Annotated in this window: 24 protein-coding genes; 14 read left to right on the plus strand and 10 right to left on the minus strand. The window is 66.3% G+C overall.

Annotation, left to right across the window (positions count from 1 at the left end; translation table 11 throughout):
- Nucleotides 1-201 precede the first annotated feature (201 nt).
- Entirely contained in the window at nucleotides 202-1,200 is a 999-nt protein-coding gene (locus ACRB8A_RS16985; RefSeq protein ID WP_432245182.1) for a LacI family DNA-binding transcriptional regulator, read from the minus strand.
- 255 nt (nucleotides 1,201-1,455) lie between these two features.
- Here ACRB8A_RS16985 and ACRB8A_RS16990 point away from each other — a divergent pair, with 255 nt between their 5' ends.
- The 12 genes from ACRB8A_RS16990 to bcp all read left to right on the plus strand — a co-directional run bounded on the left by ACRB8A_RS16990 (nucleotide 1,456) and on the right by bcp (nucleotide 12,801).
- Nucleotides 1,456-1,785: a hypothetical protein gene (locus ACRB8A_RS16990; RefSeq protein WP_432245183.1), complete on the plus strand. Its 330-nt coding sequence runs from the start codon at nucleotides 1,456-1,458 to the stop codon at nucleotides 1,783-1,785.
- Nucleotides 1,769-2,356: a hypothetical protein gene (locus tag ACRB8A_RS16995; protein WP_432245184.1), complete on the plus strand. Its 588-nt coding sequence runs from the start codon at nucleotides 1,769-1,771 to the stop codon at nucleotides 2,354-2,356. Before ACRB8A_RS16990 ends, ACRB8A_RS16995 begins: the two co-directional genes overlap by 17 nt.
- Nucleotides 2,357-2,501: 145 nt before the next feature.
- Nucleotides 2,502-3,065 carry a hypothetical protein gene (locus ACRB8A_RS17000; RefSeq protein WP_056598543.1) on the plus strand — a complete coding sequence of 188 codons (564 nt, stop codon included), beginning with the start codon at nucleotides 2,502-2,504 and terminating at the stop codon, nucleotides 3,063-3,065.
- Complete coding sequence (locus ACRB8A_RS17005; RefSeq protein WP_056598546.1) at nucleotides 3,062-4,849, plus strand: glycoside hydrolase family 15 protein; 1,788 nt, start codon at nucleotides 3,062-3,064, stop codon at nucleotides 4,847-4,849. The genes ACRB8A_RS17000 and ACRB8A_RS17005 overlap by 4 nt, the downstream gene beginning before the upstream one ends.
- A gap of 36 nt (nucleotides 4,850-4,885) precedes the next feature.
- Nucleotides 4,886-5,128: a hypothetical protein gene (locus ACRB8A_RS17010; RefSeq protein ID WP_050686008.1), complete on the plus strand. Its 243-nt coding sequence runs from the start codon at nucleotides 4,886-4,888 to the stop codon at nucleotides 5,126-5,128.
- 180 nt (nucleotides 5,129-5,308) lie between these two features.
- Entirely contained in the window at nucleotides 5,309-6,112 is an 804-nt protein-coding gene (locus ACRB8A_RS17015; protein WP_050686009.1) for a hydroxypyruvate isomerase family protein, read from the plus strand.
- Nucleotides 6,113-6,222: 110 nt separating this feature from the next.
- On the plus strand, nucleotides 6,223-7,101 hold the full coding sequence (locus tag ACRB8A_RS17020; protein WP_050686010.1) for a 2-hydroxy-3-oxopropionate reductase: 879 nt from the start codon (nucleotides 6,223-6,225) through the stop codon (nucleotides 7,099-7,101).
- A 131-nt stretch (nucleotides 7,102-7,232) separates the two neighbouring features.
- Nucleotides 7,233-9,011, plus strand: coding sequence for a glyoxylate carboligase (gene gcl / locus ACRB8A_RS17025; protein ID WP_432245185.1), 1,779 nt, complete (start codon nucleotides 7,233-7,235; stop codon nucleotides 9,009-9,011).
- A gap of 3 nt (nucleotides 9,012-9,014) precedes the next feature.
- Nucleotides 9,015-10,211, plus strand: a complete 1,197-nt coding sequence (locus tag ACRB8A_RS17030; RefSeq protein ID WP_050686012.1) for a glycerate kinase — start codon at nucleotides 9,015-9,017, stop codon at nucleotides 10,209-10,211.
- Entirely contained in the window at nucleotides 10,204-11,547 is a 1,344-nt protein-coding gene (gene allB / locus ACRB8A_RS17035) for an allantoinase AllB (protein WP_056598561.1), read from the plus strand. Before ACRB8A_RS17030 ends, allB begins: the two co-directional genes overlap by 8 nt.
- A gap of 9 nt (nucleotides 11,548-11,556) precedes the next feature.
- Nucleotides 11,557-12,231 carry a winged helix-turn-helix domain-containing protein gene (locus ACRB8A_RS17040; protein ID WP_050686014.1) on the plus strand — a complete coding sequence of 225 codons (675 nt, stop codon included), beginning with the start codon at nucleotides 11,557-11,559 and terminating at the stop codon, nucleotides 12,229-12,231.
- Nucleotides 12,232-12,321: 90 nt separating this feature from the next.
- The gene (bcp, locus tag ACRB8A_RS17045) at nucleotides 12,322-12,801 is read left to right on the plus strand and encodes a thioredoxin-dependent thiol peroxidase (protein WP_050686015.1); all 480 of its coding nucleotides are present in this window, start codon (nucleotides 12,322-12,324) and stop codon (nucleotides 12,799-12,801) included.
- 98 nt (nucleotides 12,802-12,899) lie between these two features.
- Here the strand turns inward: bcp and purU are convergent, their stop codons facing one another.
- The 9 genes from purU to hxlB form a co-directional block, all read right to left on the minus strand.
- On the minus strand, nucleotides 12,900-13,787 hold the full coding sequence (gene purU / locus ACRB8A_RS17050) for a formyltetrahydrofolate deformylase (RefSeq protein WP_056598564.1): 888 nt from the start codon (nucleotides 13,785-13,787) through the stop codon (nucleotides 12,900-12,902).
- Nucleotides 13,788-13,790: 3 nt separating this feature from the next.
- Nucleotides 13,791-15,164 (minus strand): L-serine ammonia-lyase, encoded by a 1,374-nt coding sequence (locus ACRB8A_RS17055; RefSeq protein WP_432245186.1) that lies wholly within the window; start codon nucleotides 15,162-15,164, stop codon nucleotides 13,791-13,793.
- Nucleotides 15,164-15,799: a sarcosine oxidase subunit gamma gene (locus ACRB8A_RS17060; RefSeq protein WP_432245187.1), complete on the minus strand. Its 636-nt coding sequence runs from the start codon at nucleotides 15,797-15,799 to the stop codon at nucleotides 15,164-15,166. The genes ACRB8A_RS17055 and ACRB8A_RS17060 overlap by 1 nt, the downstream gene beginning before the upstream one ends.
- A complete protein-coding gene (locus ACRB8A_RS17065) occupies nucleotides 15,792-18,734 on the minus strand; it encodes a sarcosine oxidase subunit alpha family protein (protein ID WP_432245188.1) in 2,943 nt (980 codons plus the stop codon). Before ACRB8A_RS17065 ends, ACRB8A_RS17060 begins: the two co-directional genes overlap by 8 nt.
- Complete coding sequence (locus tag ACRB8A_RS17070; protein WP_050686022.1) at nucleotides 18,731-19,135, minus strand: sarcosine oxidase subunit delta; 405 nt, start codon at nucleotides 19,133-19,135, stop codon at nucleotides 18,731-18,733. The genes ACRB8A_RS17065 and ACRB8A_RS17070 overlap by 4 nt, the downstream gene beginning before the upstream one ends.
- 27 nt (nucleotides 19,136-19,162) lie before the next feature.
- Nucleotides 19,163-20,383 carry a sarcosine oxidase subunit beta family protein gene (locus tag ACRB8A_RS17075; protein WP_432245189.1) on the minus strand — a complete coding sequence of 407 codons (1,221 nt, stop codon included), beginning with the start codon at nucleotides 20,381-20,383 and terminating at the stop codon, nucleotides 19,163-19,165.
- Nucleotides 20,380-21,735, minus strand: a complete 1,356-nt coding sequence (glyA, locus tag ACRB8A_RS17080; protein ID WP_432245190.1) for a serine hydroxymethyltransferase — start codon at nucleotides 21,733-21,735, stop codon at nucleotides 20,380-20,382. Before glyA ends, ACRB8A_RS17075 begins: the two co-directional genes overlap by 4 nt.
- A 313-nt stretch (nucleotides 21,736-22,048) precedes the next feature.
- Nucleotides 22,049-22,672 carry a 3-hexulose-6-phosphate synthase gene (gene hxlA / locus ACRB8A_RS17085; RefSeq protein ID WP_050686032.1) on the minus strand — a complete coding sequence of 208 codons (624 nt, stop codon included), beginning with the start codon at nucleotides 22,670-22,672 and terminating at the stop codon, nucleotides 22,049-22,051.
- Nucleotides 22,673-22,758: 86 nt separating this feature from the next.
- A complete protein-coding gene (hxlB, locus tag ACRB8A_RS17090) occupies nucleotides 22,759-23,376 on the minus strand; it encodes a 6-phospho-3-hexuloisomerase (RefSeq protein ID WP_432245191.1) in 618 nt (205 codons plus the stop codon).
- 138 nt (nucleotides 23,377-23,514) lie between these two features.
- On the opposite strand from hxlB, the gene ACRB8A_RS17095 reads away from it, so the two are divergent.
- Both ACRB8A_RS17095 and ACRB8A_RS17100 read left to right on the plus strand, forming a co-directional pair.
- Entirely contained in the window at nucleotides 23,515-24,843 is a 1,329-nt protein-coding gene (locus ACRB8A_RS17095; protein ID WP_432246060.1) for a helix-turn-helix transcriptional regulator, read from the plus strand.
- 84 nt (nucleotides 24,844-24,927) lie between these two features.
- Nucleotides 24,928-25,731 carry an IclR family transcriptional regulator gene (locus ACRB8A_RS17100; protein ID WP_056598575.1) on the plus strand — a complete coding sequence of 268 codons (804 nt, stop codon included), beginning with the start codon at nucleotides 24,928-24,930 and terminating at the stop codon, nucleotides 25,729-25,731.
- Nucleotides 25,732-26,088 lie beyond the last annotated feature (357 nt).

The following is a 26,088-nucleotide window of genomic DNA, read 5'->3' on the forward strand; positions in this document are numbered from 1 at the left end:
GTGGGATGCTGTCCGGTGGGCTGTTGGTTGCTCACACTTGGTTCCTCTTCTATCGGGTCGCGCTGTATTCGGGTCGCGGGAAATTTGGGACGGTCCCAGAGGATTGGAATCGATTCCAAAAATCTTCCAAAATATCGACTCCAACCCGTGGAATCGATTCCAAACAAGTCTGGCAGCGGACTCGTGGGACTGTCAACCCCCTTAGCCCTTCGTCGAATCCCGCACCACAAGCTCATGGGGAAAAAACACCCGGCCACGGCGGTGCGCGCCGGGCACGGTCATCCGCTCCAGGAGTTCCGCGAAAGCCACCCGGCCCATCTCGTAAGCAGGCTGCCGCACGGTTGTCAGTTCCGGGACACACATCTCCGCCTGGGCCGAGTCATCAAAACCCGCCACGGCGATGTCGTGCGGCACCCGGAGCCCGGCGTCCGTAAGTTCACGGACGCAGCCGGCCGCCGCAATGTCGGTGCCGCAAAACACCGCATCCGGAAGATCCCCAGCCGCCAGCAGCTCCCTGGCCAGCCTGCGGCCGGCGTGGAAGCCAAAACCGCCTTCACCTGACAGCACCCGCCCTGGCGGCAGGCCGGCGTCGGCAACGGCCTGCCGGAATCCGGCCTCGCGCAGCCGGCCTGAACGGGCACTCCGGTGCGCGATCATGGCCAGCCTTCGCCCGCCGGCGTCGATCAGGTGGCGCGTCATGTCATATGCGGCCTGGCGGTCGTCAATGGAAACGCCGAACGCCGCGTCGGCGTCGACGATTTCGCAGACCTGGACAACACTCAACTGCCCGGCCACCGCGTCAACATCCTCGTCCGGCATGGTGGGCGAAAACAAAACCATCCCATCCACGGACCCGTTCCGGAGCATGTCCACCAATTGCTGCTCCCGCTCCAGGTCGCCGGCAGTCGCAGCGATCAGGCTGACGTAGCCCGAGTCAGCCGCCGCATCCCCCACCCCGCGGAAGACTTCACTGACCACCAGGGACTCCAGGTTCTTGGCCAGCGCCAAAACACGCATCGTCCGGTCCCTGCGGAGGTCGCGGGCTGAGGCAAGCGGCCGGTAGCTGAGCCGGCGGATCGCCTCATTGACCTTTTCCCTGCTTGCCGCACTGACAGCTGGACTCCCATTCAGGACCCGGGACACCGTACCAACGGACACACCCGCCGTTTTGGCGACGTCCTGGACTGTCGCTCGAGCCATTCGGTTTGTCCTTCCGCGACCAGTAACGATGGTCCTTGCCGCCACGTCCCGCCCTGCCTTACGGCGTTCCTCAGCATAGCCGCCGCGGGAAAGCCTACAATCCGGGACCTGCAGCCGGCGGTGCGCCCGGAGCGGCCAGGGGCACCCCCGGAGAGGCCCGGCAGCCAGCGCCGCCACTGATTCAAACGTCAACTTTTGGTTGACAAAAGCGGACGACGCCGGACATCCTTGAGTATGCGCAACCTACTCGTATCCTTGCTCGTAGCAGTCGCGGTGGCCGTTGCCGTAGGGCTCCTGACGGGGGTGGGATGGCCGGGTTTCCTGATGGGGACAGTCTGGGCGCTATCGCTCTGGGTCATGCTGTTTTTCGGCTCCTACGCCACACCGCGCCGGGGCTACGTCCAACCGGCCGTATATGCTGCCGCCGCCGCAACCGCCGTGGCCCTGGGCTTCGTATTCTTCAGGACGGGCGACGGAAATGCTGCGTGGTGGGCTCCGGCCTTCATCATGGCCGGCGCCGTCTTCCCGGCAGCATGGACAGCCGCCAAAGCAGGACGGTCAGGGAGCCATGGACGCGACGGATGACCCCTCCGGCCTGGCCGCCGTGGCAGCTGCACGGGACCAACTGGATATTGCCCGGCGGAATCTGCGGGAAGCCGTGGACACTGCCCGTCAGGACTATACGTGGGCAGAGATCGGCGGCGTGCTCGGCATGAGCCGGCAGGCGGCATTTAAGCGGTTCGGTTCGGCCAGGGACCCCAGGACGGGAGAAACCATGCAGGCGGGAATGAAGGCCATGGATGTGGCGGCACGGACGGAGCAGGTCTTCCGGCTGGTGGACAGCGGCGACTACGGATCGCTGGCGCCGATGCTGACCGACGATGCCGCTGCGGTACTGACACGCGGCCGGGTCCTGGGCACGTGGGCGCAGGCTGTGGCAGACACCGGTAACCTCGTGTCCTTCCACGGGACCGGCGTCGAGCTTCCAGACGGCAGCGCCCTGTCCCCCGGCGAGGAAGCGACAGGCACACTGGTGGGACACACAATGATCGACTGCGAAGCCGGGCAGTGGGTGGGCCGGGTGGCTTTCAACGCGGCCGGTCTGATCACCGGGCTCCTGATCGTTCCGACGCAGCACGGCGAGCTGCCCTTCTAGCGTGACTGGCCCGCGGCATGTTCAGTCCCCGCGCCGGATCAGCCTAACTCAGGTGCCGCAGGCCGCCGTCGGGGTTCTTCCGGCCGTTTTCCCGCACCGGCATCCATTGATGGCCCCCTGACCCGCGCCGGTCTAGGGTGGACCGATGAGGAAGTGGATCAGGGAACACCCCACCCGAGCCGCGGTCCTGGTTTTCCTGGCCGTTTGGCTGCTCATGATGGGCGTTAACGTGGCTGTGCACCGCAGGCTTGATGATGCGCTTTTCAATTCAACGTTCTACGCCTTGTTCATGGCCGGCGGCATGTACCTGCAGCAGAAGCGGATGCGCAAAACCGGAGCCAAACTCGCTGCCGATGGAAAACTCCTCCTGTGGATCCGCTACCCCGATTCCCGGCCCGGCTCCTTATCCAGCATCTGGAACATGGTGGTTACCACCGCCGGGCCCGGAGAAACGGTGTTTCAACCAGCGGTGTACGACACAGCAGAGCCCTCCGGGCGGCCCGTGAAGCTGCGCGTCCTGGAACTGGCAGCCCAGCGGCGCGAGACCACCGGGCAGGACCGCAAGTACATCACTGACCGCAGCGTGCTGGCAGTCATGGCGGTCACAGACAAGGGCCGGCTGGAGATTGCGGGCACACCCGAAAACCTGGACCTGCTTTCTGCGGCAATAGCATCCGCTGCCCGCTCCAACGAAAGCGATGCCGCATGACCCAGTATGTCCGGGACCAACACGGGTACGCAGACCTGCGAAGCTACGCCGCCATCGGCGATGGCCGCACCATAGGGCTAGTGGCGGCCGATGGCCGGATCGACTGGCTTCCCTTGCCGGGCCTGGACTCGGTCATCCCGTTCGCCGCCCTGCTGGACGCTGCCGGCGGCGGATATCTGCAGCTTCAGCCCACGGAGCCCTTCACCACGGAGCGCAGCTACCTGGGCCGGACCAATGTCCTGGTGACAACGTTCACCACGGCCAGGGGCCGGGTGCGTGTCACCGATTCGCTGAACACGGGGATCGCAGGACGGTTGCCCTGGTCTGAGCTTGGCCGCCGCATCGAGGGCCTGGACGGCGAGGTGCCCATGCGGGCAGTGGCCAGGCCCGGAACTTGCCTGGGCCGGGTGTCGCCGTGGATCCAGGACACTGTCCACGGGGTGGTCCTCCGGCTCGATGGACTCACCATGGCGGTCCGGTCCGCAGGCGAGGACACCGTGGGCTGGGATGATAAAAGCATCACGATTGACTACACGGCCACCGCCGGTTCCCGGGCGATTTTTGGCCTGGTCGCCACGGAGGGCGAACCCCTCCTTATTCCCGCCCCGGAGACTGTGGACGAGGGGATCGACAGGACCATAGAAAAGTGGCAGCGGTGGAGCTCCTCCTTTAACTACGAGGGCGGGTTCGCAGCCCAGGTACACCGGAGCGTGCTCACCTTGAAGCTCCTGATCATGGGCGACGAAGGTTCGGTTGCCGCTGCGGGCACCACCTCCGTGCCCGAAAGCCTGGACGGCGGCAAGAACTGGGACTACCGCTACGCGTGGGTCCGCGACACGGCCTACAGCCTTACGGCGTTGTTCCGCTTTGGCCTGCGTGAGGAGACCCATGCCGCCATGTCATGGATGCTCAGGACCATCCGAAACAACAATGATTATCCTGCCGTGATGTATCGCCTGGACGGCTCTGCCTGTATTGACGATGTGGCCAATTACGACGTTCCCGGCTGGCGCGGCATCGGCCCTGTCGTGACCGGCAACAGGGCTTCTGGCCAGCTGCAGCTGGGCGTCTTTAGCGACGTCTTCAGTATTGTCACGCTGTACGTGGACCACGGCAATGTCCTGGACGCCGCCACAGGCAGGACATTGGCCACCATCGCCGATTCCGCCTGCGATGCATGGCAGCGGCGCGATGCCGGGATGTGGGAGCTTACCGAACCGCAAAATTACACCAGCTCGAAGATGGGGTGCTGGCATGCCCTGCAGCAGGCAGTCCATCTCGCTGAGTTGGGCCAGATCCCGGGCGACCCCTCCCGGTGGCGTGCGGAAGCTGAACGGATCCGGGCATGGGTAGAGGAAAACTGCTGGTCGGAAGAGCTGCAGGCCTACGCCTGGTATCCGGGGTCAACGCAACTGGATGCGTCAGTCCTGCTCCATGCGATCAGCGGGTTTGACCGTGGAACACGCATGAGCGCAACCATTGATGCGTTGGACCGCGAACTTTCCGCAGGCCCGCACCTGTACCGCTTTTCCGGCGCAGAGAAGGAGGAAGGAACGTTCGTCGCCTGTTCCTACTGGATGGTCTCCGCCCTGCACTTCTGCGGCCGGACCAACGAGGCCCGGGCCAGGATGGCTGAACTGGCGGGCACCGCGAACGACGTCGGAATCCTGGCTGAAATGTTCGACCCCGCTGACGGATCGGCGCTGGGGAACCTCCCGCAAGCCCTCAGCCACCTGGCCCTGATCAATGCAGCCATAACGTTGGACGGGCCAGTCCCGGACTAGGTCCCGCCACTCCCCAACGGCGCGGACAGCACGTTTTTGGTACTGAACAACCCGGATATCCACGACGACGTGGTGGAGTACCGCGTCTACCTGACGGCAAGCCACTCGGCACCGCAGGGGAAAATGCCAAGTGCACTCCCCGTCACGGTGACCACGACGCCCACACGGCACCGCAACGAAGTGGCGCATCCGGCGTACAAAGCCAATGGTGACGGCGTCAAGCTGGATACCGGGGCCATCCAGAAGGCCGTAGAAGGCCGAGGGCCCGCTTTCCCGTAACGGAAGGCGGGCCCTTCGGTTTAAGCGCCCGAAGCGGAAGCCGGCCCGCCCCTTGACTCGACACCCCCTCCTTCCCTACACTTTTCATAAAGCAGAATCTAAATTCCACAAAGCGGAAACGGTTGATAGCCAAAGAAGCATAGGAAGATGGATCAACGCCCCTCCTTGGAAGGACCTACGATGACGTACACAGTGAACTGCTCCATCCTCCTCACGGAGCTGCCCCTGCTCGAGCGCCCGGCCGCAGCCAAGGCAGCCGGCTTCGACGCCGTCGAGTTCTGGTGGCCCTTCGACTCCTCCGTCCCTTCAGACGCCGAGACCACCCGGTTCGAGAACGCCATCAAGGATGCCGGCGTCCAGCTCACGGGCCTGAACTTCAACGCCGGCAACATGCCGGGCGGCGACCGCGGACTGGTTTCCTGGAAGGGCCGCTGCTCCGAATTCAAGGACAACATCGACGCCGTGACCGGCATCGGCGAGCGCCTGGGCTGCAAGGGCTTCAATGCCCTCTACGGCAACCGCCAGGACGAATTCACCCCTGAAGAGCAGGACGAACTGGCCGCAAAGAACCTGGCAGCCGCGGCCGCCGGCGTCGCCCGCATCGGCGGCACAGTCCTCCTGGAACCCGTCAGCGGCGCTGCTAAGTACCCGCTCCTCACCGCCGCGGACGCCCTCAAGGTGATCGCCCGCGTCAAGGATGAGTCCGGAGCCACCAACATCAAGCTCCTGGCCGACTTCTACCACCTGGCCGTCAACGGTGATGACGTCGCAGCCGTCATCGAAAACCACGCCAAGGACTTCGGCCACATCCAGATCGCCGACAACCCCGGCCGCGGCGCCCCCGGCACCGGCAACCTCCCGCTGGGTGAATGGATCGCCCGCAGCCGCGAACTCGGCTACGAGGGCCACATCGGCCTCGAGTACAAGGAACCGCAGGAAACTGCGTTCAGCTGGGCCATCCGGGACCGCGCCACCGCTTCCTGAGCCCACCCGCCCAACTGACTGGCAGTTGTTGTCGTTTTGAACCCTCATAACGACAACAACTGCGACCTAGTTGGGTATCCCACCCGCAGACTTTTTAGAAAGAGAACCTCATGAGCAACGTTGCAGTCATCGGACTCGGAATCATGGGCCTGCCCATGGCCATCAACCTGGTCAAGGCCGGCCACACCGTCACCGGCTTCAACCGCAGCCAGGACAAGATCGACAAGCTCGTCTCCGAAGGCGGCCAGGGCGCCACCAGCATCGCGGACGCGGTCAAGGCGGCCGACGTCGTTATCACCATGGTGCCGGACTCCCCCGATGTTGAGGGCGTCGTCAGCGGCAAGGACGGCGTGTTCGCCAACGCCAAGCAGGGTGCCCTTTGGATCGACGCGTCCAGCATCCGCCCGGACGTGGCCAAGCGCCTCGCCGAGGACGCCGCAGCAGCCGGCATCCGCCCCCTCGACGCACCGGTCTCCGGCGGCGAACAGGGCGCCATCGACGCCGCCCTGTCCATCATGGTGGGCGGCGAAAAGGCAGACTTCGATGCCGCACAGGACGTCCTGACGGCAGTGGGAAAAACCATCGTCCACGTGGGCCCCTCGGGCTCCGGCCAGACCGTCAAGGCAGCCAACCAGCTGATCGTCGCGGTCAACATCCAGGTCCTCGGCGAAGCCATCGCCTTCCTTGAGGCTTACGGCGTGGACACCGACGCCGCCCTGAAGGTCCTCGGTGGCGGGCTTGCCGGCTCCAAGGTCCTGGACCAGAAGGGCCAGAAGATGCTGGACCGCAACTTCGACCCCGGCTTCCGTCTTGCCCTGCACCACAAGGACCTGGGCATCGTCACCTCCGCCGCCCGCGAAGCCAACGTCGCCGTCCCCCTCGGCGCCGTCGTCGCCCAGCTCGTCGCCGCCACCGTCAACCAGGGTGATGGCGCACTGGACCACTCCGGCCTCTTCAAGCAGGTCCTGCAGCTCTCCGGCCGGGAGTAAAGCACCGCGGCGAAAACCGCTCCACAGCACTCAACGGAAGCCCCGGCGTCGTACACACCCGACGCCGGCTCCCCTTCCACACCCAAAAACCAGCCCGCACAGGGCCCCCAAAGTTTCCCAAGGAGCACACCATGAGCAAGATGCGTACCGTTGATGCAGCGGTTGCAGTCCTGGAAAAGGAAGGCGCCATCGAGGCGTTCGGCCTGCCAGGTGCGGCAATCAACCCCTTCTACTCCGCCATGCGGGCCCACGGCGGCATCCGCCACACCCTGGCCCGCCACGTCGAAGGCGCCAGCCACATGGCAGACGGGTACTCCCGCGCCAAGGACGGCAACATCGGCATCTGCATCGGTACCTCCGGCCCCGCCGGCACCGACATGATCACCGGCCTGTACGCCGCCTGGGCAGATTCCATCCCCATGCTCTGCATCACGGGCCAGGCCCCCGTGGCCAAGCTGCACAAGGAAGACTTCCAGGCCGTGGACATCGAGTCCATCGCCAAGCCCGTCACCAAGATGGCCATGACCGTGCTGGAGCCCGGCCAGGTTCCCGGCGCCTTCCAGAAGGCCTTCCAGCTGATGCGCTCAGGCCGCCCGGGCCCGGTCCTGCTGGACCTGCCCATCGACGTGCAGATGGCCGAAATCGAATTCGACATCGACACCTACGAGCCGCTGCCCGTGGAAAAGCCGAAGGCCAGCCGCAAGCAGCTGGAAAAGGCCCTGGCCATGCTCCTGGCCGGCGAGCGCCCCCTGATCGTGGCCGGCGGCGGCATCATCAACGCCGGTGCGTCCGCCCAGTTGGTTGAACTGGCCGAGACCCTGAACGTTCCCGTCATCCCCACCCTGATGGGCTGGGGCGCCATCGCCGATGACCACTCCCTGATGGCCGGCATGGTGGGCCTGCAGACCTCGCACCGCTACGGCAACGAGAACTACCTGCGCAGCGACTTCGTGATCGGCATCGGCAACCGCTGGGCCAACCGCCACACCGGCGGCCTGGACACCTACACGGCCGGCCGCACGTTTGTGCACATCGACATCGAGCCCACCCAGATCGGCCGCGTCTTCTCCCCGGACCTGGGCATCGCGTCCGACGCCGGTGCGGCGCTGGCCGGGCTGGTTGAGCTCGCCAAGGAGCGCAAGGCCGCAGGGTCCCTGCCGGACTACAGCGCCTGGGTTGCCGAATGCCAGGAGCGCAAGGGCTCCCTGCACCGCAAGACGCACTTCGAAAACATCCCGATCAAGCCGCAGCGCGTATACGAGGAAATGAACAAGGCGTTTGGCCGCGACACCACGTACGTGTCCACCATCGGCCTGTCCCAGATCGCCGGCGCGCAGATGCTCCACGTCTTCGGCCCGCGCAAGTGGATCAACGCCGGCCAGGCCGGCCCGCTGGGCTGGACCGGCCCCGCAGCCCTGGGCGTGGTGCGCGGCAAGCCCGACGAGACGGTGGTGGCACTGTCCGGCGACTACGACTTCCAGTTCATGATCGAGGAACTCGCCGTGGGCGCCCAGTTCAACATCCCGTACATCCACGTGGTGGTGAACAACTCCTACCTGGGCCTGATCCGCCAGTCCCAGCGCGGCTTCAAGATGGAGCAGAACGTCTCCCTGGCGTTTGAAAACATCAACTCCCCCGAAACCAACGGCTACGGCGTGGACCACCTCAAAGTGGCCGAAGGTCTGGGCTGCAAGGCCGTCCGCGTACAGGACCCGGCAGACCTGCCGGCGGCGTTCGACAAGGCCAAGGCCCTGATGGGCGAGTTCCAGGTGCCCGTGGTGGTGGAGGTGATCCTGGAAAAGATCACCAACATCTCCATGGGTGTGGAAATCAACGCCGTGAACGAGTTCGAGGAACTGGCCGAAACGGCTGCGGACGCCCCCACCGCCATCCTGGCACTGCAGGCCTAAACCATGCGGATCGTCATTGCCCCGGACAAGTTCAAGGGCTCCCTCTCCGCCCCGGACGTCTGCCGGCACCTCGAACGAGGCCTGCAGGCAGGCGCCGGCGGCAACCTTGACGTCCTCCGGATTCCCGTGGCCGACGGCGGCGAGGGCACCCTCGACGCCGCCGTCGGCTCCGGGTTCACCCGCCGCACGGTCACGGTGGCCGGGCCCACGGGCCAGCCGGTCCAGGCCGACTTCGCGGTCCGCGACCACCAGGCAGTCATCGAAATGGCTACCGCGTCCGGCCTGGCCCTGCTGCCGCAGGTCCTGGCCGGGGGCGCCCCCGATGCCGAAGCAGCTGCCACGGCCACCAGCCTTGGCACCGGCCAGCTGATCAGCGCCGCCCTGGATGCGGGCTGCCGGCGGATTGTGCTGGGCGTTGGGGGCAGCGCAAACACCGACGGCGGCGCAGGACTCCTGCAGGGCCTCGGCGCGCGGTTCCTGGACCAGCAGAACAACGAACTCCCGGCCGGCGGCGCCGCGCTGGCCAATCTTCACACCATTGATTTCACCGACTTTGATCCCCGTCTGGTGGATACACGATTTGTGCTGGCGTCCGACGTCGACAACCCGTTGCTGGGCGCCCAGGGCGCCGCACGGGTTTTCGGCCCGCAAAAGGGCGCCGCACCTCAAGATGTCGACTCGCTCGACGCCGCCCTGGCCAGGTTTGTCGAAGTCCTGGCCAGGGAAATCGGATTCCGTGCTGTTAAGGCAGCCGAAGCGCCCGGCGCCGGGGCGGCAGGCGGTGTTGGCTACGCGGCCATCGCCGTCCTGGCCGCCACCCGCCGCCCGGGCATCGACGTGGTCCTCGAATTCACGGGCCTCGCAGAACGCCTCGCCGGCGCCGATCTGGTGATCACCGGCGAAGGCAGCCTGGACGAACAAAGCCTGCTGGGCAAAACCCCCATCGGGGTGGCCCGGGCCGCCGCAGCCCAGGGCGTCCCCGTCATCGCCGTGTGCGGGCGGACCACCCTGGCGCCGGAACAGGCCGCCGCCGCAGGGTTCGAGGACATTTATGCTTTGACCGCGCTGGAAAGCAATGTAGACAGGTGCATAGCAGAGGCTGGAACGCTTCTGGAGCAGCTGGGTACCCAGATCAGCGGCTGGCTGGCGGCCGAAAAGCCTGCCGCCACCGCCAACACCAAGGAGGACCTCCGTGTCTGAAGAACGTTATGACCTGGTCATCCGGGGCCAGCGCATCCTCACCACCGCCGGCATCGCCCCGCGCGAAGTGGGCGTCCGCAATGGCCGGATCGTGGCCCTGGAACCCCTGGGCAACGGCCTGGCCGGCACCGAGATCATCGAACTGGCCGACGACGAGACCCTCCTTCCCGGCCTCGTCGACACCCACGTGCACGTCAACGAGCCCGGCCGCACCGAGTGGGAGGGCTTCGCCTCCGCCACCCGCGCTGCCGCTGCCGGCGGCGTGACCACCATCATCGACATGCCGTTGAACTCGGTGCCGCCCACCACCACCGTTGAAAACCTCAAGCTTAAGCGTGAGGTGGCGGAGGACCAGGCGTTCATCGACGTCGGGTTCTGGGGCGGCGCGATTCCGGGCAACAAGGCGGACCTGCGGCCCCTGCACGATGAAGGCGTTTTCGGCTTCAAGTGCTTCCTGCTGCACTCCGGCGTGGACGAGTTCCCGCACCTGGATGCCGATGAGATGGAAGCGGACATGGCGGAGCTGAAATCCTTCGACTCCCTCATGATCGTCCACGCCGAGGACTCGCACGCGATCGACCGTGCCCCGCACCCCGGCGGCGACCACTACTCCACATTCCTGGCCTCCCGCCCCCGCGGCGCCGAGAACAAGGCCATCGCGGAGGTCATCGAACGGTCCCGCTGGACCGGCGCGCGGGCGCACATCCTCCACCTGTCGTCCTCTGACGCCCTGCCCATGATCGCCTCCGCCAAGCGCGACGGCGTGAAGCTCACCGTGGAAACCTGCCCGCACTACCTCACCCTGATGGCGGAGGAAATTCCGGACGGCGCCACAGCGTACAAGTGCTGCCCGCCCATCCGTGAAGCCGCCAACCGGGAACTGCTCTGGCAGGGCCTCCAGGATGGCACCATCGACTGCATCGTCTCGGACCACTCCCCTTCCACCCTGGACCTCAAGGACCTGGAGAACGGCGATTTTGCTGTGGCTTGGGGCGGGGTTTCGTCGCTCCAGCTGGGCCTGTCCCTGATCTGGACCGAGGCCCGGCACCGTGGCATCCCCCTGGAGCAGGTGGTGTCCTGGATGGCTGAGAAGCCGGCCGCGCTGGCCCGCCTGTCCACCAAGGGCCAGCTGGCGCTGGGCTACGACGCCGACTTCGCGGTATTCGCCCCCGACGAGGCCTTTGTGGTGGACGTCTCCAAGCTCAAGCACAAAAACCCCATCACCCCCTACGACGGCAAGGCCCTCTCCGGAGTGGTCCGCAGGACCTACCTGCGCGGTGCGGTGGTGGACGGCCAGACGCCCACCGGCAAGCTCATCCGCCGCGGCGGAGTGTAGGGACGCGCCATGGCAGTGGAAGCCCACCATCCGCGGGCGGAGGCCCGGCACCGTTTCCCCGCACAGGGCGCAGCCGCACGCGGTCTCGCCGTGTGGGTGGTCCCTGCCGATGGCACCAGTCCCGAACTGATGCGCCGCGCCGCCGAACTGGTCCTGGCGCGCGCCCTGCAAACTGCTCCGGAGGCGGAAGTCCACTGGCCCGCCGCCGGAGCGCCCACGCCGGAATGTTCCGCGACCGCGGAGGGGACTGCAGCCGACTCCTCTCCGGAACCCTCCGCGGCGGAACATTCCCTTCCCGGTGCCGCCCCGGCAGCACCGGAGGACGACGGCGGCACCCGGCTGCCGCCGTCGGCCGGCCCCGTGAGCCGCATGGCCGTGGACCTGGCCGCCGACCAGGTGCTGCTGGACGGACGTCCGGTGGCGCTGACCGGCGTCGAATTCAAGGTGCTCCGGTACCTGGTGACCCACCTGTCCCGCACCGTGGCCCGGGAGGAACTGCAGGCCTTCCTGGATTCCTTCGAGACGCCCGGCGCGTCCGAACGGTCCATCGACGTCTACGTGGGCCGGATCCGGCGCAAACTGGGCAACGCCCGGCACGCGGTGGCCACGGTCCGCGGCGGCGGCTACCAGTTTGTCCCCGGAAAATCGGCAACAGTGCGGGGTCCCGCGGAATACTGCATATGACGCCGGAGTTGTTGAATATGCACGGAAGACGCTTCACTGGATGCTTTGCCCCAAAATTTTGCCCCTGACAGATTCTTCAAAAGGAACGCCATGAGCCCCACCCTGACCACCAAGCTTCAGCCCGGCACCCAGGCCCCCGACTTCACCCTGAAGGATGCCCAGGGCAACGCGACGGCCCTCGCCGATTACCGCGGCAAAAACGTGATCGTGTACTTCTACCCCAAGGCGGCCACCCCCGGCTGCACCACCGAGGCCTGCGATTTCCGCGACAACCTGGCCTCGCTGCAGGGCAAGGGTTATGAGGTCATCGGGATCTCCCCTGACGCCCCCGAAGCCCTGGCCGGCTTCACCGGCGACTTCTCCCTGACCTTCCCGCTGCTCTCCGACGAGGACCACAAAGTGGCCCTGGCTTACGGCGCCTGGGGCGAAAAGCTGGTCAACGGCGAAATCGTCGAAGGCATCGTCCGCTCCACCGTGGTGCTGGACCCCCAGGGCAACGTCACCCTGGCGCAGTACCAGGTGCAGGCAACCGGCCACGTCGCCGCACTGAAGGAAGCCCTGGGCGTCTAGGACGCAGGTTTCCCCGAAACAACAAAAAAACAGGGCCGCCCCTCGCCTTCCGCAAGGAAGGTGTGGGGCAGCCCTGGTTTTACGGCAGGAAATCCTGTTCAGCCGAGCACCACTGTCCGGCTGCCCTGCAGGATCACACGGCCTTCGCAGTGCCAGCGCACGGCGTTGCTCAGTGCCTTGCATTCGGTGTCGCGGCCGGCAGCCACGAGGTCCTCCGGCCCGAAGGTGTGGTCCACCTCCACCGTCTGCTGGGCAATGATTGGTCCCTCGTCCAGTTCCGCGTTGACGTAGTGCGCGGTGGCTCCCACGGTCTTCACACCGCGGGCGTAGGCCTGGTGGTAGGGCTTGGCGCCCTTGAAACTGGGCAGGAACGAGTGGTGGATGTTGATGGCCCGGCCCTCGAGTTTGCGGGTGAGGCTGTCGCTGAGGACCTGCATGTAGCGGGCCAGCACCACCAGTTCGACGTCGAGCTCGTCCACGAGTTCCAGCAGCCTGGCTTCCGCCTCAGGCTTGGTGGCGGCGGTGACCGGCACGTGGAAGAACGGGATGCCGTGCCATTCCACCAGGGTCTGGTGGTCGGTGTGGTTTGACACCACTGCAACCACTTCAATGGGCAGTTCGCCGATCCGGGCGCGGAACAGCAGGTCGTTGAGGCAGTGCCCGAACTTGGAGACCATGATCAGCACCCGGCGCTTGGAGCCGTGCCGTTCCAGCCGCCAGCTCATGCCGAAGCGTTCGGCGACGGGGGTGAACGCCGCCCGCAGCGTATCCGCGGTGGTGGCATCGCCGTCGGACGAGAAGTGCACCCGCATAAAGAAGTGCTTTTCGGAGCGTTCGCCGAACTGCTGGTTGTCGATGATGTCGCAGCCGTGTTCCAGCAGGAACCCGGAAACGGCGTGGACAATACCCGGCGATTCGCTGCAGTCCAGCGTCAGGACATGCTCCACGGTGGTGGGGGCGGAGGTCTCAGCCTCAATGGCAGTCATGGCTCAGCACTCAATCACGTTGACGGCGAGTCCTCCGCGGGAGGTCTCCTTGTATTTGGTTTTCATGTCCGCTCCTGTCTCACGCATGGTTTTGATGGCTTTATCCAGCGACACCTTGTGGCTGCCATCGCCGTGCAGCGCCAGCCGCGCAGCATTGATGGCCTTCACGCTGGCGATCGCGTTCCGTTCGATGCAGGGAATCTGCACCAAGCCGCCAACGGGGTCACAGGTCAGGCCGAGGTTGTGTTCGATCCCCACTTCGGCGGCGTTCTCCACCTGTTCGGGGGTTCCGCCCAGCACCTCGCAGAGCCCGGCAGCTGCCATGGAGCAGGCCGAGCCCACCTCACCCTGGCACCCGACTTCGGCTCCGGAAATGGAGGCGTTGATCTTGAAGAGGATTCCGACGGCGGCCGCCGCCAGCAGGAAGCGGACCACACCGTCGTCATCGGCTCCCGGAACAAATTTGATGTAGTAGTGAAGCACGGCGGGCACGATTCCGGCAGCGCCGTTGGTGGGGGCCGTGACGATGCGCCCGCCGGCGGCGTTTTCCTCGTTGACCGCCAGTGCGAACAGGTTGACCCATTCCATGGCCCGGAGCGGATCAGTGACGCCGGTGTCCGCGGTCAGCGTGCGGAACAACGACGGCGCCCGGCGCCGGACCTTGAGTCCGCCGGGAAGGATGCCTTCCGCCGCGCAGCCGTTGTCAACACATTCGCGCATCACGGCCCACAGCTTCAGCAGGCTCTCCCGGAGCTCCGCCTCGCTGCGCCACACCAGTTCGTTGGCCAGCATGACGTCGGAGATGGACATTCCTTCGCGGCGGCAGATGGCCAGCAGCTCATCCGCCGTGGTGAAGGGGTACGGCAGCGGAGTTTCGTCCGCCACCACCTGGTCACCGGGGCCGGCACCGCCGTCAACAACGAAGCCGCCCCCAATGGAATAAAAGCTCCGCTCGCTGAGGACGGACCCGGTGTGGTCCAGTGCGCGGAAGGTCATGCCGTTGGGGTGCGCGGGCAGCGACTTCCGGCGGTGCAGCACCACGTCCTCGTCCCAGTTGAAGTCCACCCGGTGGTTTCCGCCGATCAGGAGCTCGGCGTCCAGGGCGGCGGCAGCCACCTGGTCGTCAGCCGTAGCGGTGTTCACCGTTTCCGGGTCGAGGCCCTGCAGGCCCAGGACCACTGCCTTGTCGGAGCCGTGGCCGCGGCCCGTGGCGCCGAGCGAGCCGAAGAGCTCCGACTGGACCCGGACTGTATCGCTGAGGTAGCCGTCGGCCTTGAGTCCTTCGGCGAACAGCTTCGCTGCCCGCATCGGGCCGACCGTGTGTGAGGACGACGGCCCGATGCCAACAGAGAAAAGATCCAGGGCACTAAGTGCCATCAGGGGACCTCGGGGGAAGCGAACTCCCTCATTGCATCCAGGAGCCACCTGCCAAGGAAGTCCGCAAACGAAGCGCGGGGGAAGAGCCGGTAGCTCTCCTCGCCGGACTTCAGCAGGATGACCGGAATGAAGCCCACTTCGGTGTTCAGTGCTGTCCCTGCGGTGAAGGTGCGGGGGTGCAGGTCCAGCGCGCAGCCCTTTTCCAGGACGGCGCGGGCGCGCGGTCCGGTGAGTTCGAACGTGGTGCGGTTGGCGGAGAGGTCCACCACCTGCCCGGGTGCATCGCCCAGGGCGGCCACGAGTGAACCGATCAGGTCGCCGCCCAGGGAGTCATGCGCCTCTTCGGGCGCCACCATCAGGAACTCGGACGGTCCCAGCCAGAGCACGCTGGCACGCTCCGTGCCGCCCACTTCCCCGCACCGTGCCGGCAGGCCGCCAACAACGGAGCCGATGCGCGAGCCGGCTTCGGATCCGGGGTCGACGCGGACGCCGGCCATGGTCTGGAACGGGCCCTCCTTCAGGACAACGGTTCCTTCGATGGACCCGGCTTCCAGTGCGGGGGCCAGGTGTGAGGCCGGGCTGCGGCGGATGTCCCGGAGTCCATTGATGCCTTCGAGTGCTGCTGTGTTAGCCATCTTTGCGGGTCCCTTCGGGGTCAAAAAGTACGGTTTCTGCGACAACAACATCAACCAGCTGGTCGCCTGCGGCGGCCAGCAGGGTCTCACCGATGCGGTTGCGGCCGTTAGTGATCAGTGCGAGCGCAAACGACCGGCCCAGGGCGGCGCTGTGGTAGCTGGAGGTCACGAAGCCCTGCATGGGGACGGGTCCGTCTGCGGGGTTGGTGTTGATCCCCTTCTCCACCAGCTGGGTGCCCTCGGGCAGCCGCAGGGTTTTGTCGACCGGAAGGACGCTTACCAGGTGCTTGCGGTCCGTACGCTGTGCGTCCTCACGGGTGTAGGAGCGCTTGCCGATGAAGTCCTTGGCCTTGGAGATGATCCATTCCATCCCGGCATCCTGCGGGGTGACGGTGCCGTCGGTGTCCTGGCCAACAATCGGGTAGCCCTTTTCGGCGCGGAGCACGTGCATGGTTTCCGTGCCGTAAGGGGTGATGTTGAACTCGGCCCCGGCAGCCGCCACGGACTCCCAGGTGTTCAGGCCGTACCAGGCGGGTACGTTGATTTCGTAAGCCAGTTCACCGGAGAACGAGATCCGGCAGACCCGGGCCTGCACGCCGGAGGCCAGCGTGGTTTCGCGGAAGGTCATGAACGGGAAGGCTTCCGGCTCCAGGCCACCGTTGGCGGCGAGTTCCGGGGCCACCCGGGCGATCACTTCGCGGGACTTGGGCCCGACGACGGCGATGGTGCTCCACTGTTCGGTGACCGAGGTGCAGTGCACATCCAGCTCCGGCCATTCGGTCTGCAGCCATTCCTCCAGCCAGTCCAGCACCTTCGCGGCGCCACCGGTGGTGGTGGTCATAAAGAACCGGTCCTCGTCCAGGCGCAGGGTCACGCCGTCGTCGAAGATCATGCCGTCAGCCATGCACATCACGCCGTAGCGGGCGGAACCCGGGGCGAGCTTCTTGAAAGCGTTGGTGTAGATCCGGTTGAGGAACTCGCCGGCGTCCTTGCCGCGGATTTCGATCTTGCCCAGGGTGGTGGCATCCATAAAGCCCACGGATTCGCGGACGGCGCCGCATTCGCGCAGCACTGCTGCGTCCATGTCCTCCCCGCCCTGCGGGTAGTACCAGGGGCGCTTCCACTGCCCGACGTCCTCGAACAGGGCTTCCTTGGCCACGTGCCAGGGGTGGATCGAGGTGACGCGGGCGGGGTCGAAGAGTTCGCCGCGCTGGCGTCCGGCCAATGCTGCGAAGGCCACGGGGGTGAACGGCGCCCGGTAGGTGGTGGTGCCGATGTCGCCGATGCCGCGGGCCGCTTCGCCGGCAGTACGCAGTGCGGCGGCGATGACGCCGATCGCGTTGACGCCGGAGGTTTTGCCCTGGTCGTTGGCGGTGCTGATGGAGGTGTAGCGCTTGATGTGCTCCACCGACCGCATGCCTGCACCCGTGGACCGCAGCACGTCAGCCACTGACTGGTCCCGCTGGAAGTCAACGAAGTGGTGGTGCCAGTCGTCCGGGGTGCCTGCCGCGCCGGGTACCAGCCACAGCTGGCGGGTGGGGGCCGAAGCCTTCACGTCCTGCAGCGGAACGGGGACAACGGCGGATTCGAAGCCGGCGGCGATCGCTGCCGCGGCGCCCGCGGAAATGCCTTCGGCCAGGCAGTCGGCCAGGTCGAAGCTGCCGCGGCCGGAACCGACGCTCTGCTGGTTGGGAACCACGGTGCTCGGCACAAATGCCGCGAGGTCATCATCCCAGCGCAGCTTGCCCTGCCGCTGCGAGTGGAGGTGCACCAGCGGGCTCCAGCCACCGGAGACGGCCAGCAGGTCGCAGGCGATCTGTTCGACGCCGGAGGTGAGTTCGCCGTCCTCGTTGATGCTGCGGACGGTCACGCCGTCCAGGCGGGAATCCGCGCCGGCGGAGGTGTCTGCCACGGCGCTGCCGATCAGCACCCGGATGCCGGCTTCAACGGCAGCGGCTGCCACGCCGCTGAGCACGGGGCGGGCGTCCACAATGGCGGCAACCTTGACGCCGGCGGCGGCGAGGTCTGCGGCCACGGCATAGGCGCTGTCATTGGTGGTGCTGATGACGGTGCGCTGGCCGGCGGCTACGGCGTAGCGGTTGAGGTAGGTGCGGACGGCCGAGGCGAGCATGATGCCGGGGCGGTCGTTGTTCTCGAAGACCAGGGGCCGTTCGTGGGCGCCGGGGGCCAGGATCACCTGGCTGGCGCGGACGTGCCAGATCCGCTGGCGGGAGACACCGGAAGCCGCCGGGCTGGAGAGGTGGTCGGTCCGGTTCTGGACTGCGATGACGTAGTTGGCGTCGTAGGCGCCGAACGCGGTGGTGCGGTTCAGGACGGTGGATTCCGTGGCGGAGACGAGTTCGGCCTCGACATCCGCCACCCATTCCAGGGCGGGCTTGCCCTCGATGGTTTCGGCCAGGCCGGGCGCGGTTGAGCCGGAGAGGAGCGAGCCGCCAAGTTCGGGCTGGTCATCCATCAGCATCACGCGGGCGCCGGTGCGGACGGCTTCGCGGGCGGCTGCGAGGCCGGCGGCGCCGCCGCCAATCACCAGGACGTCGGTGTGGACGTACTTCTTGTCGTACTCGGCGTGGTCCTCTTCAGGATCCAGGCGGCCCAGTCCGTTGAGCAGGTCCGCCTTCAGGCCATCCACCAGGGTGATGGTGGTGGCGGGCAGCATGGACTCGGCCACGTGGCCGGGGAACCGGGGTTCGATCCGGACCAGGGCGTTGGCTTCCTCCACACCGGCGGACATAATGCCGCGGGGGCGGTCCTCATAGAGGGAGTTGCCGACGGCGACGCGGCCGTTGGCCAGCAGGGCCGAGGCCAGCGTATCGCCCGGGTGGCCAACGAATTCCTCGCCGTTTACGGTGAAACGCCAGGAGATGCTGCGGTCGATGCGTCCGCCGGCAGCGAGGCGGGCGTTCTGGGAAGTCACTTGGTTGCTCCTTCCGGGGCGGTGGCGGGAGAGATGCTGGTGCCGGTGACGTCCGGCGCGGCGGTCCCGGTGGTGGTGCTGTCCGGAGCGAGGCTGGCGGTGCCGGAATCAGGGGTCGGGGCGCCGGCCGAATCCGGGCGGGCCGAACCCATCGGGTAGATGGCCTGGATGTCATAGGTGACGGTGTCGCGGAGCATGTTGAACCACTGCCGGCAGCCGGTGCTGTGCAGCCACCGCTCGGCGAAGGTGCCCTTGGTGTTGTCGCGGTAGAACAGGTACTCGGACCATTCGCGGTCGTTCAGTTCGCTGGGGACTTCCGGGTAGGGAACGTGGGCCTGGCCGCCGTAGTGGAACTCGGTCTCGTCGCGCGAGCCGCAGTTGGGGCATGAAATGAGCAGCATGTGCGTCTTCTTTCTAGGGGACGGCGGCTAGTGGGCCACGGCGGCAGCGCCGTGTTCGTCGATCAGGGCTCCGGTTTCGAAGCGTCCCAGCGCGAACGGCTTGTTCAGCTCGTGCGGGGCGCCTGTGGCGATGGTGTGCGCAAACGTGAGTCCGGCAGCGGGGGTGCCCTTGAAGCCGCCGGTTCCCCAGCCGCAGTTCACAAACATGTTCTCCACCGGGGTGGTGCCCACGATCGGCGAGGCGTCCAGGGTGGTGTCCACGATGCCGCCCCAGGTCCGCAGCACGTGTGCCCGGGCGAAAATGGGGAAGAGTTCGACGGCGGCAGCCATCTGGTTTTCGATCACGTGGAAGGACCCGCGCTGGCCGTAGCCGTTGTAGGAGTCCACGCCGGCGCCCATGACCAGTTCGCCCTTGTGTGCCTGCGAAACGTAGACGTGCACGTGGTTGGACATCACCACGGTGGGGTGGACGGGTTCGTGCAGCTCCGAGACCAGCGCCTGGAGCGGGTGGGACTGGATGGGGAGCCGGAAGCCCGCCATTTCGGCCAGGACCGAGCTGTGCCCGGCGGCGCAGAGGCCAACCTTCTCGGTGTTGATGGTGCCGCGGTTGGTCTTGACGCCTACCACGCGGTTGCCGTCCTTAAGGAAGCCGGTGACCTCGCAGTTCTGGATGATGTCCACGCCCAGCTCGTCACACTTCCGGGCAAAGGCCCATGCGACGTGGTCGTGCTTGGCGATGCCCGCGCGGGGCTGGTAGGTGGCTCCCATCACGGGGTACCGGATGTTGTCGTTGATGTTCAGGATGGGGCAGAGTTCCTTGACCTGCTTCGGGTCCAGCCATTCAGCGTCCACACCGTTGAGCTTGTTGGCGCCCACGCGGCGCATGCTTTCACGGACATCGCCCAGGGTGTGGGCGAGGTTCATCACGCCGCGCTGGCTGAAGAGGAAGTCGTATTCCAGTTCCTCCGGCAGGACCTCCCACAGCTTGAGCGCCTTTTCGTACATGGCCGCGCTCTCGTCCCAGAGGTAGTTGGAACGGATGATGGTGGTGTTGCGGGCCATGTTGCCACCAGCCAGCCAGCCCTTTTCCAGGACGGCGATGTTGGTCATGCCAAAGTTCTTGGCCAGGAAGTACGCAGTGGCCAGGCCGTGCCCGCCGCCGCCCACGATGATGGCGTCGTAGGAGGACTTGGGCTCCGGGTTGCGCCAGAGGAAATCCGGGTGCTCCGGAAGCTGGTGGGTGCTCACTGGGCTGCTCCGATCAGGTCTGCTTCAAACGCTGCGATTTCGGTGCCGTTGACCAGGTGGGGGTAGAGCGGGAACGCGTTGGCCAGTGCGGTGACCCGGGAGCGGAGTTCGACGGCGGTGGCCTCGCTGAGGGATTCGCCCGCCACGGCGCCGTTGCCTGCAGCGGCGATCAGCGCCGTCGCGATGATGTCCGCGACTTCGGTGAATTCTGCCGCACCGAAGCCACGGGTGGCGAGGGCGGGGGTACCGATCCGGAGGCCGGAGGAAACCATCGGCGGGCGGGGGTCGAACGGGACGGCGTTGCGGTTGACCGTGATGCCGATCCTGTGCAGCGCGTCTTCGGCCTGCTGGCCGTCGAGTTCGGAGTTCCGAAGGTCCACCAGGACCAGGTGGACGTCGGTTCCGCCGTTGACCACGGAGATGCCGGCTGCGGCGACGTCGTCGCGGAGCAGGCGCTCGGCCAGCAGCTTGGAGCCCTGCAGGACGCGTTCCTGGCGTTCCTTGAATTCCGGACCGGCGGCCAGCTTGAAGGCGACGGCCTTGGCGGCGATGACGTGCTCCAGCGGCCCGCCCTGCTGGCCGGGGAACACGGCGCTGTTGATTTTCTTGGCGTACTGCTCCTTGGCGAGGATGACTCCGCCGCGGGGTCCGCCCAGGGTTTTGTGTGTGGTGGTGGTGACGACGTCGGCGTACGGCACCGGATTGGGGTGCAGCCCTGCTGCCACCAGGCCGGCGAAGTGGGCCATGTCCACCATCAGGTAGGCGCCCACGAGGTCCGCGATGCGGCGGAACTCGGCGAAGTCGAGCTGGCGGGAATACGCGGACCAGCCAGCCACGATCAGCTTGGGCTTGTGCTCCAGGGCCAGCGCTTCAACCTCGGCCATATCGATCCGGAGATCGTCTTCACGCACGTTGTACGGGACCACGTTGTAGAGCTTGCCGGAGAAGTTGATCTTCATGCCGTGGGTGAGGTGGCCGCCGTGGGCCAGGCTCAGGCCCATGATGGTATCGCCCGGGTTGAGCAGTGCGAACATGGCCGCTGCGTTGGCCTGTGCGCCGGAGTGCGGCTGGACATTGGCGAACTCTGCGCCGAACAGGTCCTTTACGCGGTCGATGGCGAGCTGCTCAATCACGTCAACGTGCTCGCAGCCGCCGTAGTAGCGCTTTCCCGGGTAGCCCTCGGCGTACTTATTGGTCAGGACCGAGCCCTGCGCCTCCATGACGGCGGCGGGTGCGAAGTTCTCCGAGGCGATCATTTCCAGCGTTGACTGCTGGCGATCCAGCTCGCGGACGATTGCCTGCTGGACCTCGGGATCGACTGCGGAAAGTCGCTCGTTCAACTGCTCAACCACGGTGGCTCCTTTGAAATACTATTGCTATCAAACTAATATATTAGTGTGGCTTCAATGGTATGAGGGGGATCACAGGGGCGTCAAGGGGTGATCGGAAAATGACACCAGGCCTCCGGTCAGGACCCCTCCCACCGGAAAATGACACCAGGCCTCCCGCCAGGACCCCCGCCGCCGGAACCCGACTGGACGGCGCAGCACCGCACCGGCGACTCCAGGCCTGCCCAGCACCACCACAAAACGGCGGCCCGCACCCAAGGTGCGGACCGCCGTCGTGGTTTCCTGCCTGGCTTTGCCCGGCGGGGATGGATGCGGCCTAGATGATGGCCGCGCGGAGTTCCTTTGCAGCCACTGCGGGGTCGCTGGCGCTGTAGATGGAACCGCCAACAACGGCGACGTCGGCACCGGCGCGCTGCACCGCGTTGATGGTGGAGAGGTTGACTCCGCCGGCAACGGAGAACGGCACGCGGGCTTCTTCGCCGGCACCGAGGAGGACGTCCAGGTTGTAACCCGGCTTGGCCTGCTCGTCGAGGCCGGCGTGGAACTCGATGAACTTGGCGCCGAGTGCGCGGGCTTCCTTGGCGCGGGTCACCTTGTCCGCGACACCGATCAGGTCAACAACGATGCCCTTGTTGTGTGCCTTGGCGGCCTTGACGGCTCCGGCGATGGTGGAGTCGTCGGCGCTGCCGAGCACGGAGACCAGGTCTGCACCGGCGTTGAACGCGATCTCGGCTTCCAGTTCCCCGGCGTCCATGGTTTTCATGTCGGCAAAGACGATCTTGTCCGGGTGGGCGTTCTTGACGGCGGTCACGGCGGACAGGCCGGCGTTCTTCACCAGCGGGGTGCCGAGTTCGATGATGTCGACGTATTCGGCAACCTTGCCGGCGAGATCCAGGGCGGCTTCGACGGTGAGGACGTCCATGGCAACTTGCAGTTTCATGATGGTTTTCCTTGCGTTGGGTGGGACTGCTGGGTTGGGGAGCTGGAATGGGGAACGCTGAGGTTGGGAAAGCTGGGCTGGGTCAGCTATTCAAGGTTCGCGTGGCGCTGCCAGAGTTCCTCGGCGGCCGCAGCGTCGGCGTCCCAAAGGCTCTGGAACACCGCTTCGGTGGCTGCGAACAGCACCTGCTCAAAAAGGCTGCCGGAGTACTGCCGGGAAACGGCCGAGCCGTGGTCCGTTTTTTGGGCGGCCGGGATGACCACAACGGCGGCCGCGGCAGCTGCGAGGGGCGAACCGGGGTTGGTGGTGTACGCGGCCACGGCAGCACCCTGGCCGGCAGCGGTTTCGGCCGCCTTGACCACACCCGCGGTGGTTCCGGAGCCGGAGGCCGCGAGCAACAGGTCGCCGGCACGGATGGCGGGCGCCGTAGTCTCGCCAACCACGTGGACCGTCAGTCCAAAGTGCATCAGCCGCATGGCCGCCATTTTCAGTACCAGGCCGCTTCGCCCGGCGCCGGTCACGAAGACCCGGTCGGCCAGCCTGAGCTGGGTCACCAGGGCCGCCACCTGTTCAGGATCAATACGACGGAACACCGCACTGATCTCGGCCAGGACAAGCTCCCGGTTGCGGCTGAATGCCCGGGCGGTATCGGCAGGGGCCACGTGATCGGTGTCTGCCGGATCAGTGTTCGTGATGATGCTCAATTGACAGCTCCCTCTTTCCAGCGAAAGTTACCTTCTAATCCTGACTCCCCCGGCGGGCAGGTCCAACGCCAAGATTGAACGGTCTTACCTACCCAAACGGATAGGCAGAATGGCCGGAAAACGTAGAATGGACGGGTGATCCCTTTCTCTGTTGCCGGCACCCCCACGGCCGTCCGCACCCCCGCACCCGTTACGGCGGCCCCGCCCCTGCTGGCTGCCATTGCAGCTTTATGTACGGCGCCACTGGCCACCATCGCCCAGCGGCTCAGGGATGCAGCCCTCCCGTACGTGGGCAGCAGCGCGCTGGTCATCTTCACCGAGGAATGCACCGGCCGGCCGCAGAAGAAGGCCGGCGACGAGGCCATCATCAGCCAAGTGTCCATCACGGAACTGGACCATATCCGGGCGTCCCTGCCCGGCTCCGGAACCCCGCAGGGTGGGGTGTGGCAGGGCGAAGCGTTCCTGGCCGGCAGGGACCGCACCGTGTTGACACTTACTTCGCCGAGCAATGCCCTGCTGGTCCTCATCGACCCCAAACCCCTGCCCGATCCTGCGGACCACCCGGCGGCGGAGCGGATGCTCCGCTACCTGTGGACCCTGGCCGCCGAGCGGATCCGCGAAAAGGTGGCTGATGCGCCGCCGTCGTACCTCATTGAATCCCGCGCGGCCTCCGCTGAACGGGTCCGGGTCACGGCGGAACTGGTGGACAGCCACTCCACCACGCTCGAAACCCTGCTCGCGGCCTTGCGCTCCCCCGCACTCGACGACGAAGCGGCCCGCAAGTCCGCCACCGACGTCGCCGCCAAGGCATTGGTGGGACTCCGCACGCTCAGCGACCGGACCACGGAAATGGTGGAAGAGCCGGTTGCCACCGCCTTCCAGCGCCTCCGCGAAGACCTGAGACCGCTCACGCATTTCAGTGGCATCGACGTGCAGTTCATCGAACCGCCCGTGAACGGCCGCGCGCTGCCCGGCGAAGTGGCACATGCGGCCCGCGCGATCGTCCGCGGGCTGGTGCTCGCCATGGTGGACCAGTCGGGGGTCCGCCGGATCCGCATGCAGTGGGACTGCGACGGCTTGAACCTCCTGGTCAACGTCCGCGACGACGGCGCAGGCGAACTGTCCGCGGCGGCGCCCAGCATGGTGCGGCTCACCCAGCGCGTCGAGGCCCTGCACGGCCGCATGTCCGTGGACGTGATGTCCGGGTGGGGCTCCGACGTCGCCGTCTCGCTCCCCCTGGATCCGCCGGCGCGTCCGCTGGCCGATGTCTCCGGCTGGAAGCTCGGCGACCGTGAACTGGACGTGCTGCAGCTGCTGGCCGCCGGCCAACGGAACCGCGCCATCGCCACGAAGCTGCATATCAGCGAGAACACGGTGAAGTTCCACCTCCGGAACATTTACCGCAAGGTTGGTGCTTCCTCGCGGACGGAGGCCATCGCGATGGCCCACAGCAGCGGCATCGGGTAGGCGCCTGATGCTGGCGCAGTCCGCTGTGGCCCTGACCCCGCTCTTGCCCCCGCCCGGAACGGATGACAGGGTGGCCCTGTGCCCATGAACAGCGAACCCGGACCCGATGTCGGGGCGCCAACCGGCCCGCACGGCGGCGTCCAGTCCGTGGACCGGGCCCTCGCTGTCCTGGAAATCCTGGCGCGGACCGGCCATGCGGGGGTCAGCGAAATCGCGGAAGAGCTGGGCATCCACAAGTCCACCGCCTCGCGCCTGCTGGGGTCGCTGGTCAGCAGGGAGATGGTCCACCAGAACAGCGAACGCGGGAAGTACCAGCTGGGTTTCGGCATCCTGCGGCTGGCAGGTTCCATCCCCGGCCGGCTCAGCCTGGTGCGGGAGGCCAGGCCCGTCCTGGAAAGCCTTGCGGACGAATTCAAGGAAACGGTGAACCTGGCCGTACTGCGCTCCAACTACGCCGTCAACGTGGACCAGGCCATGGGCCCGGCAACCCTCGCCACCTACGACTGGGTGGGCAGCCTGACACCCCTGCATGCCACTTCAAGCGGAAAAGTCCTGCTGGCTGCGCTGACCGTGGCGGACCGGGACCGCATTTTGAAGGAAACCGGACTGCCGGCGAGGACGCCGCGGACCATCACCAGCCGGAAAAAGCTGGAACACCAGCTGCTCAACGTCGTCCGCAACGGCTACGCCATGGTTCATGAGGAGTTCGAAATCGGCCTGACCGCAGTGGCAGTTCCCGTCTTCAACCATGTTGGCCTGGTGATTGGCGCCCTCAGCATTTCCGGGCCGGCGTTCCGCTTTGAGCCCGAGGCCGTCCCCGGCGCGGTTGAAACCCTGAAAGAAGCCGGCCTGCTGACCAGCGCCAAAATGGGCTACACCCGGCGGTAGCGGCCGCCGGTCGTTAAAAGCGGTCGAGCCTGTCCATTTGGCCAGCGCAAGCACCTGCGTGTTTCGGTTTGATGAATTGCTTGATACGCAACACTCATCATGATGCGCAACAACGGTGACATTAGGAAAGTCTCCGAAATACGACCCCAAAGTCCTTGACACGGGGGTGTGACGGGGCGCACTCTGTTGCTTACTGCGAAATCTGTTGATTCTTGCGGAACGCTCTCCGAGTGCGCCGCTCCAGTGTTCACAAAGACACTTCCGGACCCTAACGAGGTGCTCCATACACAACGCTTGCCCGCTCAGCGACCCCGCTTCCGGGAAGGCACAACGGTTGGACCCAGCCCCGCCTGACAC

This window comes from Arthrobacter sp. G.S.26, assembly GCF_050847375.1.
Lineage (GTDB): Bacteria > Actinomycetota > Actinomycetes > Actinomycetales > Micrococcaceae > Arthrobacter.

What these genes read in the sequence shown, in the direction of transcription:
- ACRB8A_RS16985 (WP_432245182.1), bottom strand. Translation starts at nt 1,200, where the DNA reads ATGGCTCGAGCGACAGTCCAGGACGTCGCCAAAACGGCGGGTGTGTCC.
- ACRB8A_RS16995 (WP_432245184.1), top strand. Translation starts at nt 1,769, where the DNA reads ATGGACGCGACGGATGACCCCTCCGGCCTGGCCGCCGTGGCAGCTGCA.
- ACRB8A_RS17000 (WP_056598543.1), top strand. Translation starts at nt 2,502, where the DNA reads ATGAGGAAGTGGATCAGGGAACACCCCACCCGAGCCGCGGTCCTGGTT.
- ACRB8A_RS17005 (WP_056598546.1), top strand. Translation starts at nt 3,062, where the DNA reads ATGACCCAGTATGTCCGGGACCAACACGGGTACGCAGACCTGCGAAGC.
- ACRB8A_RS17015 (WP_050686009.1), top strand. Translation starts at nt 5,309, where the DNA reads ATGACGTACACAGTGAACTGCTCCATCCTCCTCACGGAGCTGCCCCTG.
- ACRB8A_RS17020 (WP_050686010.1), top strand. Translation starts at nt 6,223, where the DNA reads ATGAGCAACGTTGCAGTCATCGGACTCGGAATCATGGGCCTGCCCATG.
- gcl (WP_432245185.1), top strand. Translation starts at nt 7,233, where the DNA reads ATGAGCAAGATGCGTACCGTTGATGCAGCGGTTGCAGTCCTGGAAAAG.
- ACRB8A_RS17030 (WP_050686012.1), top strand. Translation starts at nt 9,015, where the DNA reads ATGCGGATCGTCATTGCCCCGGACAAGTTCAAGGGCTCCCTCTCCGCC.
- ACRB8A_RS17040 (WP_050686014.1), top strand. Translation starts at nt 11,557, where the DNA reads ATGGCAGTGGAAGCCCACCATCCGCGGGCGGAGGCCCGGCACCGTTTC.
- bcp (WP_050686015.1), top strand. Translation starts at nt 12,322, where the DNA reads ATGAGCCCCACCCTGACCACCAAGCTTCAGCCCGGCACCCAGGCCCCC.
- purU (WP_056598564.1), bottom strand. Translation starts at nt 13,787, where the DNA reads ATGACTGCCATTGAGGCTGAGACCTCCGCCCCCACCACCGTGGAGCAT.
- ACRB8A_RS17055 (WP_432245186.1), bottom strand. Translation starts at nt 15,164, where the DNA reads ATGGCACTTAGTGCCCTGGATCTTTTCTCTGTTGGCATCGGGCCGTCG.
- ACRB8A_RS17060 (WP_432245187.1), bottom strand. Translation starts at nt 15,799, where the DNA reads ATGGCTAACACAGCAGCACTCGAAGGCATCAATGGACTCCGGGACATC.
- ACRB8A_RS17070 (WP_050686022.1), bottom strand. Translation starts at nt 19,135, where the DNA reads ATGCTGCTCATTTCATGCCCCAACTGCGGCTCGCGCGACGAGACCGAG.
- hxlA (WP_050686032.1), bottom strand. Translation starts at nt 22,672, where the DNA reads ATGAAACTGCAAGTTGCCATGGACGTCCTCACCGTCGAAGCCGCCCTG.
- ACRB8A_RS17100 (WP_056598575.1), top strand. Translation starts at nt 24,928, where the DNA reads ATGAACAGCGAACCCGGACCCGATGTCGGGGCGCCAACCGGCCCGCAC.